Raw genomic sequence first — 12,767 nt, 5'->3', positions numbered from 1 at the left:
TGTGGTGGACGCCAACAACCCCGACCCGGAAAAGGCCAAACAGCCCGTTCTGGGCATGACCCTGGCCCACGGATTTTCCCATGTGGGGGGCAATGACTGGGAGAACGGTCATATCTATGACCCGGACAACGGAAAGACCTACAAGTGCCTCATGAAGCTTAAAAAAGGGGGCAAGCAGCTGAAAGTGCGCGGGTTCATCGGGGTGTCTCTGCTGGGACGCAACGAGTACTGGACGCGCAAGGGGCAGTAGCTGTTTTATCCCCGGTGCAGACATGCGCGTGTACCGGCCCGGGCACTCCGGGCCGACATCATACCGACCATCAAACGTCAATGAGGAGGAAATATGTGTAAGCGAATTGTGATGATACTTCTGGCCCTCTGCCTTGCCACAGGCACTGCTTTTGCCGTGGATGCAGAGGATGTCACCTTCCCGGAAAAGGTCACCTTTGACGGCGTGGACCTTGTCTTCAACGGTTCGGGCATCCGCGTCAAAAGCTTTGTAAAGCCCTATGTGGCGGCCCTTTTCCTCCAGGAGAAGAGCTCCGACGGTGAGGCCGTGGTCGCGGCCGATGCCCCCATGGCCATCCGGCTCCACATCACCAGCAAGCTCATCACCTCCAAGAAAATGTCCAAGTCCACGCGCAAGGGCTTTAAGACCTCCACCAACGGAAACACCGCCCCCATTCAGGCGGAGATCGACCAGATGATGGACGTGTTCAGCGAAAAGATCCATGTGGACGATGTCTACGACATGGTCTATGTACCCGGTACCGGCACCTCCATTTACAAGCAGGGAGAGAAAAAGGCCACCATCAAAGGGTACGAGTTCAAAAAAGCCCTCTTCGGCATCTGGCTCGGCGCCAAGCCCACCACCGAAGCCCTCAAGGCCGGCATGCTGGGACAATCCAACGGCTAGTAAAAAACAAAAGCATGCCTCCGGCGGCCAAGGGCTGAGCCCTTGGAACCCAGGTTCGCCCGTGAGCAGTGGGGCTACCCGAGGCTCGTCATGCAGCCTGCTGCGATGCTTAAAAATAAAAAAAGGTGGAACCGAACATTCGGTTCCACCTTTTTTATTTCAGCTTGCTCTCCACACCGCCGAAGGCGGTACGTAGAAAGAAAATGCGGTCGCAATGCGACCGCGTTTTCTTTCTACAAGATAGCTTTCATGGCGGTCATGAAGCTGCGGAGTTCTTTGCCGATGACTTCCACGGGGTGGTTGCGGATGGCATCGTTGACGCCGATGAGGGCCACGTTGTCCACGCCGTTGCCGTCTGAGGCAAGGCCTTTGCCGATGATGTCGGTCTCTACGCTCTTCATGAAGTCGGCCAGAAGGGGCACGCAGGCATTGGCGAAGAGGTAGCAGCCGTATTCCGCGGTATCGGAGATGACCTTGTTCATCTCGTAGAGCTTCTTGCGGCTGATGAGGTTGGCGATGAGGGGGGTCTCGTGGAGAGACTCGTAGTAGGCAGACTCCTCTTTGATGCCAGCGGCCACCATGGTTTCAAAGGCCAGCTCAACGCCTGCCTTGACCATGGCCACCATAAGGATGCCGTTGTCGAAGAACTCCTGCTCGGAGATCTCCATGTCGCCGGCGGTGGACTTTTCAAATGCGGTCTGGCCGGTCTCTTCGCGCCATCCCAGGAGCTTGGCGTCGCCCTCGGCCCAGTCGGCCATCATGCCTTCGGAGAAGGCGCCGCTCATGATGTCGTCCATGTGCTTGTTGAAGAGGGGACGCATGATGGTCTTGAGCTCTTCGGATACTTCAAAGCACTTGATCTTGGAGGGGTTGTCCAGGCGGTCCATCATGTTGGTGATGCCGCCGTGCTTGAGGGCTTCGGTGACGGTCTCCCAGCCGTACTGGATGAGCTTGCTGGCGTAGCCTGCGTCCATGCCCTTTTCGATCATCTTATCAAAGCAGAGGATGGAGCCGGTCTGGAGCATGCCGCAGAGGATGGTCTGCTCGCCCATGAGGTCGGATTTGACCTCGGCAATGAAGGAGGAGAGGAGGACGCCTGCACGGTCACCACCGGTACCGGCGGCGTAGGCCTTGGCGATCTCCAGGCCGTCGCCGTTGGGGTCGTTTTCTTTGTGGACGGCGATGAGGGTGGGGACGCCGAACCCGCGCTTGTACTCTTCGCGTACCTCGGTTCCGGGGGATTTGGGGGCCACCATGACAACGGTTAAGTCCTCGCGGACCTGCATGCCCTCTTCAACGATGTTGAAGCCGTGGGAGTAAGCCAGGCAGGCGCCTTTTTTCATGAGGGGCATGACGGCCTTGACCACGTTGGTGTGCTGCTTGTCCGGGGTGAGGTTGAGCACGAGGTCGGCGGTGGGGAGCATCTCTTCGTAGGTGCCGACTGCAAAACCGTTTTCGGTTGCGTTCAGGTCAGTTTCAACACTCTCGTCGATGGCTGCCTGACGCAGGGTGTAGGAGACGTCAAGGCCGCTGTCACGCAGGTTCAGGCCCTGGTTAAGACCCTGGGCCCCGCAACCCACGACAACGATTTTTTTGCCTTTGAGCTTCTCCACGCCGTTGAACTCAGACGGGTCCATGAAGCTGCATTGGCCAAGCTGTTCCAGTTGAAGGCGTAAGGGAAGGGTGTTGAAGTAGTTCATCTTTGGATGCTCCATATCATGAAAATAAAGATTAATGGGCCATATCGGCTTGCTGGGGTCGCCCGAAGGCGGCCCCGATTGTGTTACCTGTTTGTTAAACGATTCAAAAGCTTGGCCTCCGGCAGGGCCGCCGGAGGCTTTTTTTTATATAAACCTATATCACATCACAGGACGTGACGGGGTTTGACTTGAAATATTCAAGGCGGTTGAGGCCGTTAATGTAGGCCTTGGCGCTTGCCGTGATGATGTCCGGGTCGGCGCCGCGTCCCAGGGAGACATGCTCCCCTTCCTTCATGCGGACGGTGACCTCACCCTGGGCGTCGGTGCCGCCGGTGAGGGCGCCGATGGAGAAGCGCAGGAGCTCGGGCTCCCGCCCGGCGATCTTGGCGATGGTGTTGAACACCGCGTCGATGGGGCCGTTGCCTTCAAAGGCTCCCTGCTTCACCTTGCCGTTGATGCCCAGGCGCACGCTGGCCATGGGGTAGACGGTGGTGCCGGAGGTGACGTGGAGGTATTCCAGGGTGTACACCTCATGACTTCGCAGGACCACGTCCGTGACCAGGGCTTCCAGGTCCTCGTCCATGATCTCTTTTTTCCGGTCGGCCAGCACCTTGAAGCTTTCAAAGACCGTGTTGAGCTCTTCTTCGGTGAGGTTATAGCGCATCTCTTCCAGGCGGGAGCGCAGGGCAAAGCGCCCGGAGAGTTTGCCCAGCACCAGCTTGTTGGTGGTGAGCCCCACGGTCTCCGGCCTCATGATCTCGTAGGTCATGGGGTTCTTGAGCATGCCGTCCTGATGGATGCCCGATTCGTGGGAGAAGGCGTTGGCCCCGACGATGGCCTTGTTGGGCTGCACCATGATGCCCGTGATGGAGCTGACCAGGCGGCCCGTGGCGTGGATACGCGTGGTGTCGATGCCCGTCTCCATGGGAAAGGTGCCGGGGCGCGTGTGCAGCGCCATGACCACCTCTTCCAGGGCCGTGTTGCCGGCCCGCTCGCCAATGCCGTTGATGGTGACCTCGGCCTGTCCGGCTCCGGCGGCGATGGCCGCCAGGGTGTTGGCCGTTGCCAGGCCAAGGTCGTTGTGGCAGTGGACGCTCAAAGTGGCCTTGTCCATGCCCGGGGTGTTGGCCATGACGTGGCGCACCAGCTCGCCGAATTCACTGGGGAAGATTCCTGGGCGCCCACGGTGTCGGGGAGGTTGACGGTGGTGGCCCCGGCCTCGATGACCGCCCCGAAGATGCGGCAGAGAAAGTCGGGGTCGGTGCGGGAGCCGTCTTCGGCGGAGAACTCAATGTTGTCCGTGTACTGCCGTGCGTGGGAAACCGCTGCCACGGCCCGCTCCACAACCTCGTCACGGCCCATGCGGAGCTTGTACTCCAGATGGATGTCCGAGGTGGCGATGAAGGTGTGGATCCGGGGTTTTACCGCGTCCTTGATGGCTTCCCAGGCCCGGTCGATGTCCCCGGCGGTGGCCCGGCACAAGGCGGCCACTTCCGCGTTTTTTACGGTCTCCGAGATGCGGGAGACCGCCTCGAAATCACCGGGGGAAGATGCGGGAAACCCCGCTTCGATGACGTCCACGCCCAGAGCGTCCAGATGGGTGGCGATGCGCAGTTTTTCCGCGGTGTTCATGCTTGCGCCGGGTGACTGTTCGCCGTCTCGTAAGGTGGTGTCAAATATGGTGATGGTTCTGTTCATGGTTTTGTGCTCCGAAAATTGGGTCTGCAAGTTTGTCGTGTGGTTCTAACGATCTGTCGTTTGAATTCAGGCAAACCCAGTGAGCATGGACCGCAGGATGCCTGCGGCGTCTCCTGCGGTCATTGTCACCTCTTTCATGGTACGGGGCCTCCTGGTCCCCTGTTGGTGGTATGGCGGCCATTGAAGACCGCCGTGTGTATGTGGCCTGCGGGACGTGCCGCAAAGGGTGCGTCCGGCTATTTTTTCTTGGCCAGCTTGTACTGAAAGCTGTCGGCCAGGGCCTCGAAGCTCGCTTCGATGATGTCCTCGGAGACGCCGATGGTGCTCCAGATGTCGTCGCCGTCCCGGGATTCGATGAGGACGCGGACCTTGGCTTCGGTGCCGCCCCGACCGTCCATGACGCGGACCTTGAAGTCCACGAGGTGCATGGTCTCCAGCTCTTTGTAGAATCGGCTCAGGGCCTTGCGCAGGGCGTTGTCCAGGGCGCTCACCGGGCCGTGGCCTTCGGCGGCGGTGATCTCGCTTACGCCGCCTACGTTCACCTTCACGATGGCGTGGGAGGTGCAGGGGCGGTCCTTGTCCTTTTCAATGGTGACCCGGAACGACTCCAGGTCGAAGACGGGCTCGTATTGTAGCAGGAACTTGTCCATGAGGACCTTGAAGGAGCCGTCGGCCACCTCGTACTGGTAGCCTTCCTGTTCCAGCATCTTGATCTCGCTGACGATGCGCTTGGAGTCGAACTCCGGGGCCTCAAGGTCGATGCCCATCTCCTTGGCCTTGTATTCGATGTTGCTCCGGCCCGCCTGGTCCGAGACCAGCACCCGCCGCCTGTTGCCCACATCCTCGGGATCGATGTGCTCGTAGGAGAGGGGCTCTTTCATGACGGCGCTCACATGGACCCCGCCCTTGTGGGCAAAGGCGCTCTTGCCCACAAAGGGGCGGGAGGCCAGGGGGATCATGTTGGAGGTCTCGCTCACGAAGCGGGACAGCGGTTTCAGTTTTTTCAGGTTCGCCTCGGAGACGCAGGGCATTTTCTCAATTTTAAGTTCAGGATGGGGATCACCGAGGTGAGGTCGGTGTTGCCGCAGCGTTCCCCGTACCCGTTGATGGTGCCCTGGACCATGATGGCTCCTGCCTGGACCGCAGCGATGGAGTTGGCAACGGCCAGGTTGCAGTCGTTGTGGGCGTGGATGCCCATGCGGACATTGCGGCCGGTCTCGGCATCGAGGGCGGCCTTGACCGTCTCCAGGATCTCCGTTACCTCGTGGGGCAGGGTGCCTCCGTTGGTGTCGCACAGCACCACCACATCCGCACCCCCGAAAAGGGCGGCGGACAGGGTTTTGACGGCGTACTCCGGGTTGGCCTTGTACCCGTCGAAGAAGTGCTCGGCGTCGTAGAGGACCTCACGGCCGTGGCTTTTTAGAAAGGCGACGCTCTCTTCGATCATGGCCAGGTTTTCCGACAGGGTGTTGCCCATGATGTCCACCACATGGAGATCCCAGGTCTTGCCGAAGATGGTGATGGCCGGAGAGCCGCAGCCCACCAGGGCCTTTAAATTGGCGTCTTCTTCGGCGGGGATCCCCTGCCGCCTGGTGGAGCCGAAGGCGGTGATGCGCGCCGTGGCGAAGGTTTCGCCTTTGGCCAGCTCGAAGAAGCGATCGGCGGCAGGGTTGGAGCCGGGCCATCCGCCTTCGATGTAGTGGATGCCCATGTCGTCCAGGCGCTGGGCCACTTTGAGTTTGTCCTCCGGCGAAAAGGAGATGTTCTCCCCCTGGGCGCCGTCGCGAAGGGTGGTGTCGAATATCAGGACCGGTTCCATGTCATCTTGCTCCGGGTGTTGTCTTGAAAAATGATAACCAGGTGGCTCTTGTGCGTCTGTTTTTCTCTTATACGCACCGGCCATGGGGTTGCCCCGGCCTCTTTAAGGCCGGGGATGTCTGTTTTGTGATCAGTTACCGCGGTAAAGGGCAATACTGCCGGTGCGGACGATCTCTTTGATCCCCATGGGGGTGACCAGCTCGATAAAGGCCTTGAGCTTGTCTTCCGTGGCCGTGGCCTGGACGGTGACGTGCTCGGGGCCCACATCCACGATCTTGTAACGGAAGATGTCGATGATGTTGATGAGGTCACCGCGGTTTTCCGCCTTGGCGTGGACCTTGATGAGGGCCAGCTCCCTCTGGACATAGTCCGATTCGGTGAGGTCGTGGACCGTCACCACGTTGATGAGCTTGTGGAGCTGCTTTTTGATCTGCTCCATGATGCCGGGGTCTGCCGTGGTCACCATGGTGATGCGGGAGATCTCGGGCTCGTTGGTGGCTGCCACGTTGAGGCTCTCGATGTTGTAGCCGCGGCCGGAGAAGAGGCCGACAATGCGGGAGAGGACGCCGGGCTCGTTGTCCACCTGGATGGAGAGGATGTGTCGTTTTTCGCTCATGGGTCGATTTCCTTCGTATCTATAAGGGGGGCCGGATTTCGGCCGCCCGTATCGGTTCAGGGTGCGATGGCGTTAAACGGCGGCCCTGCAGCAACGCAGGGCCGGTCCACGGATCAGACAAGGAGCATGTCGGTGATGGCCTTGCCCGCCGGGACCATGGGGTAGACGTTTTCTTCCCGGTCCACCATGAACTCCATGATCACGGCCCCTTCGGTTTCGAGGCCCTCTTTGAGGACGGCTTCCACCTCTTCGGGCTTGGTGGCCCGGAGTCCTTTGGCGCCGTAAGCCTCGGCAAGCTTCACGAAGTCGGGGTTGTGGTCCAGGGTGGTGGCGGAGTAGCACTTGTCGTAGAAGAGGTCCTGCCACTGGCGCACCATGCCCAGGTATCGGTTGTTGAGGATGATGACCTTGATGGGCAGCTTGTGCTCCACGGCCGTTGCCATCTCCTGCATGTTCATCTGGATGCTGCCGTCACCGGCGACGTCCACCACGAGTTTGTCCGGGCAGGCCATCTGGGCGCCGATGGCCGCAGGCAGGCCGAAGCCCATGGTGCCCAGGCCCCCGGAGGTGATGAACTGGTGTGGACGGTTGAAGTGGTAGTACTGGGCAGCCCACATCTGGTTCTGGCCCACCTCGGTGGTGACGATGGCCTCGCCCTTGGTCATCTTGAAGAAGGTGTCGATGACGTATTGGGGCTTGATGGTCTCCTGCTGGTCGTAGGCCAGGGGCGTGGTGTTTTTCCAGGCCTCGATCTGGCTCTCCCATTCGGTTCGGTCCGGGGCGTTTTCGGAGACCGCCTCTTTTTCCAGGAGTTCGTTGAGCTTCTCCAGGGCGATTTTGCAGTCCCCCACGATGGGCACGTCCACCTCGATGTTCTTGTGGATGCTCGTGGGGTCGATGTCGATCTGGATGATGGTGGCGTTGGGGGCGAAATCATCGGTTCGACCCGTGACGCGGTCGTCAAAGCGGACCCCCACGGCCAGCATCAGGTCGCACTGGCTGATGGCCATGTTGGCACGGAAGGTGCCGTGCATCCCCGGCATGCCCAGCCACAGCGGATCGGTACCGGGAAAGGCGCCCAAGCCCATGAGGGTGCTGGTAACGGAGATGTTGGTGTTTTTTGCCAACTGGGTCAGGGCCTCGGAAGCCCCTGAGAGCACCACGCCGCCGCCGGAAAAGATCAAGGGACGCTTGGCGTTCTTGATGAGCCCTGCCACGCGGGAGAGCTGCTTGACGTTGGGCTTGTACGTGGGCTTGTAGGTCCGCATGGAGATCCTGGGGACCGTTGACTTTGGCCTTCAGGGACTGCACGTTTTTGGGGATGTCCACCAGGACCGGGCCGGGGCGACCGGACCGGGCCAGGAAGAAGGCTTCCCTCAAGATGCGCTCCAGGCTGTCGATGTCCTTGACCAGGTAGTTGTGCTTGGTGCAGGGACGGGTGATCCCCACGATGTCCACTTCCTGGAAGGCGTCGTTGCCGATGAGCTGGGTGGGGACCTGGCCGGTGATGATCACCATGGGGATGGAGTCCATGTAAGCCGTGGCGATGCCGGTGACGGTGTTGGTGGCACCGGGGCCGGAGGTGGCCAGGCAGACGCCTGTGCGGCCCGTGGCCCTGGCAAATCCGTCGGCTGCGTGCACAGCGCCCTGTTCGTGGCGTGCAAGGATATGTCTGATATCCGTCCTGGCAAGTTCGTCGTAGATATCGATGACCGCACCACCCGGGTATCCGAAGATGGTGTCAACCCCCTCTTCCTTCAACACTTTCATCAGGATTTCAGTTCCTGTGAGTTCCATTGCAGACATTCCTTGATCCTTTGCTTGTTTGGCGACGGGGAAAGGCCGCGTCCCGTCGCCGTAGTCATCGTCAAAATTCATTTAAAACGGAGTAAACGGCCGCCGAAGCGGCCGGTAAGTCCATGCTATTTCACCACGGCCCCTTGGCTGGCCGAAGAGACCATGCGGGCGTAACGGGCCATGTAGCCCTTGGTGATGCGGGGGGCAGGGGCCTCCCACTCGGCTTTACGCTTTTCAATGGCCATCTCGGGGATCATCAGCTCGATGCTCTTGGTGGCGATATTGATGGCAATGAGGTCCCCTTCGCGGATGAGGCCGATGGGACCGCCCGAGGCCGCCTCGGGTGAGACGTGGCCGATGGCCGCGCCGCGGGTGCCGCCGGAGAAGCGGCCGTCGGTGATAAGGGCCACGGAGCCGTCCAGCCCCATGCCCGCGATGGCGGAGGTGGGGGTGAGCATTTCGCGCATGCCCGGGCCGCCTTTGGGTCCTTCGTTACGGATGACCACCACGTCGCCTTTGTTGATCTTGCCGGCCATGATGGCCGCAGAAGCCTCTTCTTCGGATTCAAAGACACGGGCCGGACCCTTGTGCTGCATCATCTCGGGGAGGACGGCGGACTGCTTGACCACGCAGCCCTCCGGGGCGATGTTGCCGAAGAGGACGGCAAGGCCCCCTTCCTCGTGATAGGGGTTGTCCCAGGGGCGGATGACGCCGGCGTCCAGGACGCCTGCGTTTTTGATGTTGTCACCCACGGTGGACCCGGTGACGGTGATGCACTCGGTGTTGAGGCGTCCCTGGTCGGCCAGGATTTTCAAGATGGCCTGGATGCCTCCTGCGCGGTTCAAATCTTCGATGTGGTCCTTGCCGCCGGGGGACAGGGAGCAGAGGTGCGGGGTGACCTTGCTGACCTCGTTGATGAGGGACAGGGGCACCTCAACGCCCGCTTCATGGGCAATGGCTTTTAAATGGAGCACGGTGTTGGTGGAACAGCCCAGGACCATGTCCACGGCCAGGGCGTTGGCAAAGGCCTCCTCGGTGAGGATCTGGCTGGGGGTGATGTTCTTCTCCACGAGTTCCAGGATCTTCATGCCCGCCAGTTTGGCCAGGCGTTCCCGGGCGGCCATGACCGCGGGGATGGTGCCGTTGCCGGGCAGGCCCAGGCCGATGGCTTCGGTGAGGCAGTTCATGGAGTTGGCCGTGAACATGCCGGAGCAGGAGCCGCAGGTGGGGCAGGCCGAGTCTTCCATGGCGGTGAGCTCTTCCTCGGTCATCTTCCCGGAGAGAACCGCGCCCACGGATTCAAAGACGCTGATGAGGTCCACCTTTTCATTGGGGCGCTCGGGGTGGCGACCGGCCAGCATGGGGCCTCCGCTGATAAAGATGGAGGGGATATCGAGGCGCGCGGCGGCCATGAGCATGCCCGGGACGATCTTGTCGCAGTTGGGGATCAGGACCAGGCCGTCCAGGGCGTGGGCCGTTGCCACAACCTCCACGGAGTCGGCGATGAGCTCCCGGCTGCCCAGGGAGTAGCTCATGCCGGTATGGTTCATGGCGATGCCGTCGCAGACGCCGATGGTCCCGAACTCAACAGGCATGCCGCCTGCCATGTAGATCCCTGCCTTGACCGCTTCGGTGATGCGGTTCAGGTGGGTGTGACCCGGAATGATGGTGTTGGCCGAGTTGGCGATGCCGATGATGGGGCGCTCAATTTCGGTGTCGGTGTAGCCCATGGCCTTGAAGAGGGATCGGTGCGGGGCTCTCTCTACGCCCTTCTTGACATTGTTGCTTTTCATGACGTGCTCCATAAAAAAAAGCCGTTACCAGCGAGGGCTGATAACGGCTTTTTTTTTGTGTGATATTTATGTTAAGCCATTACAGTCGCCTTTATGTAGACGAATCCCAATCACGGGCACAATGCCCACTACAAGAATGAGAATCACAATAATAAGGTTGGTAATCGCTTTGGCGTCGTACATGAGTCCGGGTTTCCTAAATAGATTCATTTGATCGTCACTTGATATCCTCTTCATCCCCCTTTGTCAAGGAGTTCGTATCGGATGTGGAAAAAAGTCGGGGGGAATCTTTTATATATGTTAAGCGCGCGGCCGGTTTGCTTTAGAAAAATCGTGTTTCTTTCGGTAGAATCAATTTTGCGTGCACGTATAACGTTTTGATATGATAGGGGTGTTTTGAATATTTCTCTTCGGGTGGGGCAGGGCGGGGATAAAATCACGCCCATGGTTGACCACGGGCGTTTTTACAGGCTTTTTCGCCGATGGCGAAGGGCCGAAGGTCCGGAATGCGGCCCGGTTCCCCGGCAGGATGGCTTACGATGCGGGCAAGGGAATGTGGTTGATGGCCGAGGCCATGTATCCGGCGCCGAAGCCGTTGTCGATGTTCACGGCGGCCACATTGGAACTGCAGCTGCTCAGCATGCCGAACAGGGCGGTCATGCCGCCGAAGCTGACCCCGTAGCCTACGCTCGGCCTGTACGGCGATGACAGGGGCCTTCACCATGCCGGCCACCACGCTGGGCAGGGCGCCCTCCATGCCGGCCACCACGATGATCACTGTCGCCTTTTCCATGGCTTCCCGGTGGCGCATGAGGCGGTGAATACCGGCAACCCCCACGTCAAAGACCGACTGCACGCGGTTTCCCATGTATCGCGCGGTGAGCAGGGCTTCCCGGGCCACGGGGATGTCCGAGGTCCCGGCCGAGAGCACCAGCACGGTGCCGTGGCCGGTGGGTTCCGGTTCGTTTGTGGCACAGATGACCATGCGTGCGTCCGCCTCGTACCGGCAGGTGGGAATGGCTTCAATGATGCGCCGGGCCTTTTCTCCGTCCACGCGGGTGGTGAGGATGACGTTTTCCTGGTGCATCATCCTTTCCATGATGCCGATGATCTGCTCGCTTGTCTTGCCTTCTCCGAAGATCACCTCGGGAAAGCCTTTGCGCAGGCTCCTGTGATGGTCGATGTTGGCAAAGTCCAGGTCTTCGTTGACCACGTGGGTGAGCTTACCCGCGGCCTCGTCCACGGAGAGGTCTCCGTTTTTGAGGGTTTCGAGAATCTGTGTGAGGCGTTGTTTGTCCATGGGGGTCCGTCACGGGTTGGGGGGTGAGTTCTTGGGGTACCTGTCGGACCTGTTCTAATCGTTTTTTGCGATGAGGTCAACGACGGCCTCGCGCATCTCCATGAAGAGCTCCACCAGGCGGGGATCGAAATGGGAACCGCTGCAATCCTGAATTTCCCGGAAGGCTTTGTCCACGGGCCAGGGGGCCTTGTGGGGGCGCTCGGAGATGAGGGCGTCAAAGACATCGCAGATGGCCACGATGCGACCGATGAGGGGGATCTCTTCGCCTTTGAGTCCCTGGTTGTAGCCGGTGCCGTCCCACCGCTCATGGTGGGTGAGGGCGATGGTGCGGGCGTCCTGCATGAGCGGAGAGTTGCTTCCGGCCAGGAGGCGGGCGCCGATGGTGGTGTGCCCTTTCATCTGCTCCCATTCGGCGTCGGTGAGTTTCCCTTTTTTCATGAGAATTTCGTCCGGGATGCCGATCTTTCCGGCGTCGTGCAGGGTGCTGGAGAGGGCCAGGCGCTCGGTCTCCTCTTCGGAAAGCCCTGCCTTGCTGCCGAGCATCTCGGCCAGTTTGCTGATGCGCAGCACGTTCTGGCCGGTGCCGCAGTCCCGGAACTTGGAGGCCAGGCTCAGGCGGTTGACGATCTCCACCTGGGTCTCCTTGAGTTCCCGGGTGCGCTGTCTCACCTTTTCTTCAAGGATGAGGTTTTTGTTTTTGAGGCTCTCCTGGGTCACCTTGAGGGTGAGGTGGGTTTTCACCCGGGCCCTGACTTCGGAGATGTCGAAGGGTTTGGTGATGTAGTCCACGGCGCCGATGGAGAGTCCCTTGCGCTTGTGGGCGGGGTCGTCCATGGCCGTGATGAAGATGATGGGGATATCCCGTGTGGCCGGTGACTCCTTGAGCCGACTGCAGACTTCAAATCCGTCCATGCCCGGCATGAGGATATCCAGGAGGATGAGGTCCAGATGATTGGCGTGGGCGTACTCAATGGCCTTTTGGCCGCCTAAGGCCACCCCGAGCTTGTAGTCCTCCCTGAGGGCCTGGACGAGGATGTCGATGTTGGCCTTGGTATCGTCAACGAGGAGGATTCTCCTGTTGGCATGTTCTGTCATGGGGTCGGTCCTTGTGCCTGGCATCGAAGGCCTT

At 60.2% G+C, this 12,767-nt stretch carries 12 protein-coding genes and 1 pseudogene; 2 read left to right on the top strand and 11 right to left on the bottom strand.

The genetic code is table 11. The features are described 5' to 3' along the window. Nucleotide 1: 1 nt before the first annotated feature. Both ACOYW1_RS15210 and ACOYW1_RS15205 read left to right on the top strand, forming a co-directional pair. Nucleotides 2-250, top strand: a complete 249-nt coding sequence (locus tag ACOYW1_RS15210) for a DUF2147 domain-containing protein (RefSeq protein WP_482423461.1) — start codon at nt 2-4, stop codon at nt 248-250. A 93-nt stretch (nt 251-343) separates the two neighbouring features. After that, nucleotides 344-916, top strand: a complete 573-nt coding sequence (locus ACOYW1_RS15205) for a chalcone isomerase family protein (RefSeq protein ID WP_180142140.1) — start codon at nt 344-346, stop codon at nt 914-916. Nucleotides 917-1,149: 233 nt separating this feature from the next. On the opposite strand, the gene ilvC is transcribed toward ACOYW1_RS15205, so the two are convergent. From ilvC to ACOYW1_RS15150, 11 genes and pseudogenes are all read right to left on the bottom strand, one after another. After that, nucleotides 1,150-2,616, bottom strand: coding sequence for a ketol-acid reductoisomerase (ilvC, locus tag ACOYW1_RS15200; protein ID WP_482423460.1), 1,467 nt, complete (start codon nt 2,614-2,616; stop codon nt 1,150-1,152). Between the two features lie 154 nt (nt 2,617-2,770). Further along, entirely contained in the window at nt 2,771-3,760 is a 990-nt protein-coding gene (locus ACOYW1_RS15195) for a 2-isopropylmalate synthase (RefSeq protein ID WP_482423459.1), read from the bottom strand. Further along, nucleotides 3,712-4,314, bottom strand: coding sequence for a hypothetical protein (locus ACOYW1_RS15190; protein WP_482423458.1), 603 nt, complete (start codon nt 4,312-4,314; stop codon nt 3,712-3,714). The genes ACOYW1_RS15195 and ACOYW1_RS15190 overlap by 49 nt, the downstream gene beginning before the upstream one ends. A 236-nt stretch (nt 4,315-4,550) precedes the next feature. Then, a complete protein-coding gene (locus tag ACOYW1_RS15185; protein ID WP_482423457.1) occupies nt 4,551-5,345 on the bottom strand; it encodes an alpha-isopropylmalate synthase regulatory domain-containing protein in 795 nt (264 codons plus the stop codon). Then, complete coding sequence (locus ACOYW1_RS15180) at nt 5,318-6,133, bottom strand: hypothetical protein (protein ID WP_482423456.1); 816 nt, start codon at nt 6,131-6,133, stop codon at nt 5,318-5,320. The genes ACOYW1_RS15185 and ACOYW1_RS15180 overlap by 28 nt, the downstream gene beginning before the upstream one ends. 129 nt (nt 6,134-6,262) lie before the next feature. Beyond that, nucleotides 6,263-6,748 carry an acetolactate synthase small subunit gene (gene ilvN / locus ACOYW1_RS15175; RefSeq protein WP_482415810.1) on the bottom strand — a complete coding sequence of 162 codons (486 nt, stop codon included), beginning with the start codon at nt 6,746-6,748 and terminating at the stop codon, nt 6,263-6,265. A 113-nt stretch (nt 6,749-6,861) separates the two neighbouring features. After that, on the bottom strand, nt 6,862-8,016 hold the full coding sequence (locus ACOYW1_RS15170; RefSeq protein ID WP_482423455.1) for a thiamine pyrophosphate-dependent enzyme: 1,155 nt from the start codon (nt 8,014-8,016) through the stop codon (nt 6,862-6,864). A gap of 235 nt (nt 8,017-8,251) precedes the next feature. Beyond that, nucleotides 8,252-8,518: pseudogene (locus ACOYW1_RS15165) on the bottom strand (thiamine pyrophosphate-binding protein); the annotation flags it as partial. A gap of 152 nt (nt 8,519-8,670) precedes the next feature. After that, complete coding sequence (ilvD, locus tag ACOYW1_RS15160; protein ID WP_482423454.1) at nt 8,671-10,338, bottom strand: dihydroxy-acid dehydratase; 1,668 nt, start codon at nt 10,336-10,338, stop codon at nt 8,671-8,673. A gap of 436 nt (nt 10,339-10,774) precedes the next feature. After that, nucleotides 10,775-11,638, bottom strand: a complete 864-nt coding sequence (larB, locus tag ACOYW1_RS15155; RefSeq protein WP_482423453.1) for a nickel pincer cofactor biosynthesis protein LarB — start codon at nt 11,636-11,638, stop codon at nt 10,775-10,777. A 54-nt stretch (nt 11,639-11,692) separates the two neighbouring features. Beyond that, nucleotides 11,693-12,733 carry a response regulator gene (locus ACOYW1_RS15150; RefSeq protein ID WP_482423452.1) on the bottom strand — a complete coding sequence of 347 codons (1,041 nt, stop codon included), beginning with the start codon at nt 12,731-12,733 and terminating at the stop codon, nt 11,693-11,695. Between the last annotated feature and the right edge of the window lie 34 nt (nt 12,734-12,767).

It is taken from the genome of Desulfoluna sp. CYM3A (assembly GCF_056829965.1).
Note: the sequence above shows the minus strand (reverse complement) of the source record. Positions and strands in the feature narration are given on the sequence as shown.

Excerpts from the sequence above, each read along its gene's own strand:
- ACOYW1_RS15150 (WP_482423452.1), bottom strand. The coding sequence starts at position 12,733 with ATGACAGAACATGCCAACAGGAGAATCCTCCTCGTTGACGATACCAAG.
- larB (WP_482423453.1), bottom strand. The coding sequence starts at position 11,638 with ATGGACAAACAACGCCTCACACAGATTCTCGAAACCCTCAAAAACGGA.
- ilvN (WP_482415810.1), bottom strand. The coding sequence starts at position 6,748 with ATGAGCGAAAAACGACACATCCTCTCCATCCAGGTGGACAACGAGCCC.
- ACOYW1_RS15185 (WP_482423457.1), bottom strand. The coding sequence starts at position 5,345 with ATGCCCTGCGTCTCCGAGGCGAACCTGAAAAAACTGAAACCGCTGTCC.
- ACOYW1_RS15180 (WP_482423456.1), bottom strand. The coding sequence starts at position 6,133 with ATGGAACCGGTCCTGATATTCGACACCACCCTTCGCGACGGCGCCCAG.
- ACOYW1_RS15170 (WP_482423455.1), bottom strand. The coding sequence starts at position 8,016 with ATGCGGACCTACAAGCCCACGTACAAGCCCAACGTCAAGCAGCTCTCC.
- ACOYW1_RS15205 (WP_180142140.1), top strand. The coding sequence starts at position 344 with ATGTGTAAGCGAATTGTGATGATACTTCTGGCCCTCTGCCTTGCCACA.
- ACOYW1_RS15190 (WP_482423458.1), bottom strand. The coding sequence starts at position 4,314 with ATGAACAGAACCATCACCATATTTGACACCACCTTACGAGACGGCGAA.
- ilvC (WP_482423460.1), bottom strand. The coding sequence starts at position 2,616 with ATGAACTACTTCAACACCCTTCCCTTACGCCTTCAACTGGAACAGCTT.
- ilvD (WP_482423454.1), bottom strand. The coding sequence starts at position 10,338 with ATGAAAAGCAACAATGTCAAGAAGGGCGTAGAGAGAGCCCCGCACCGA.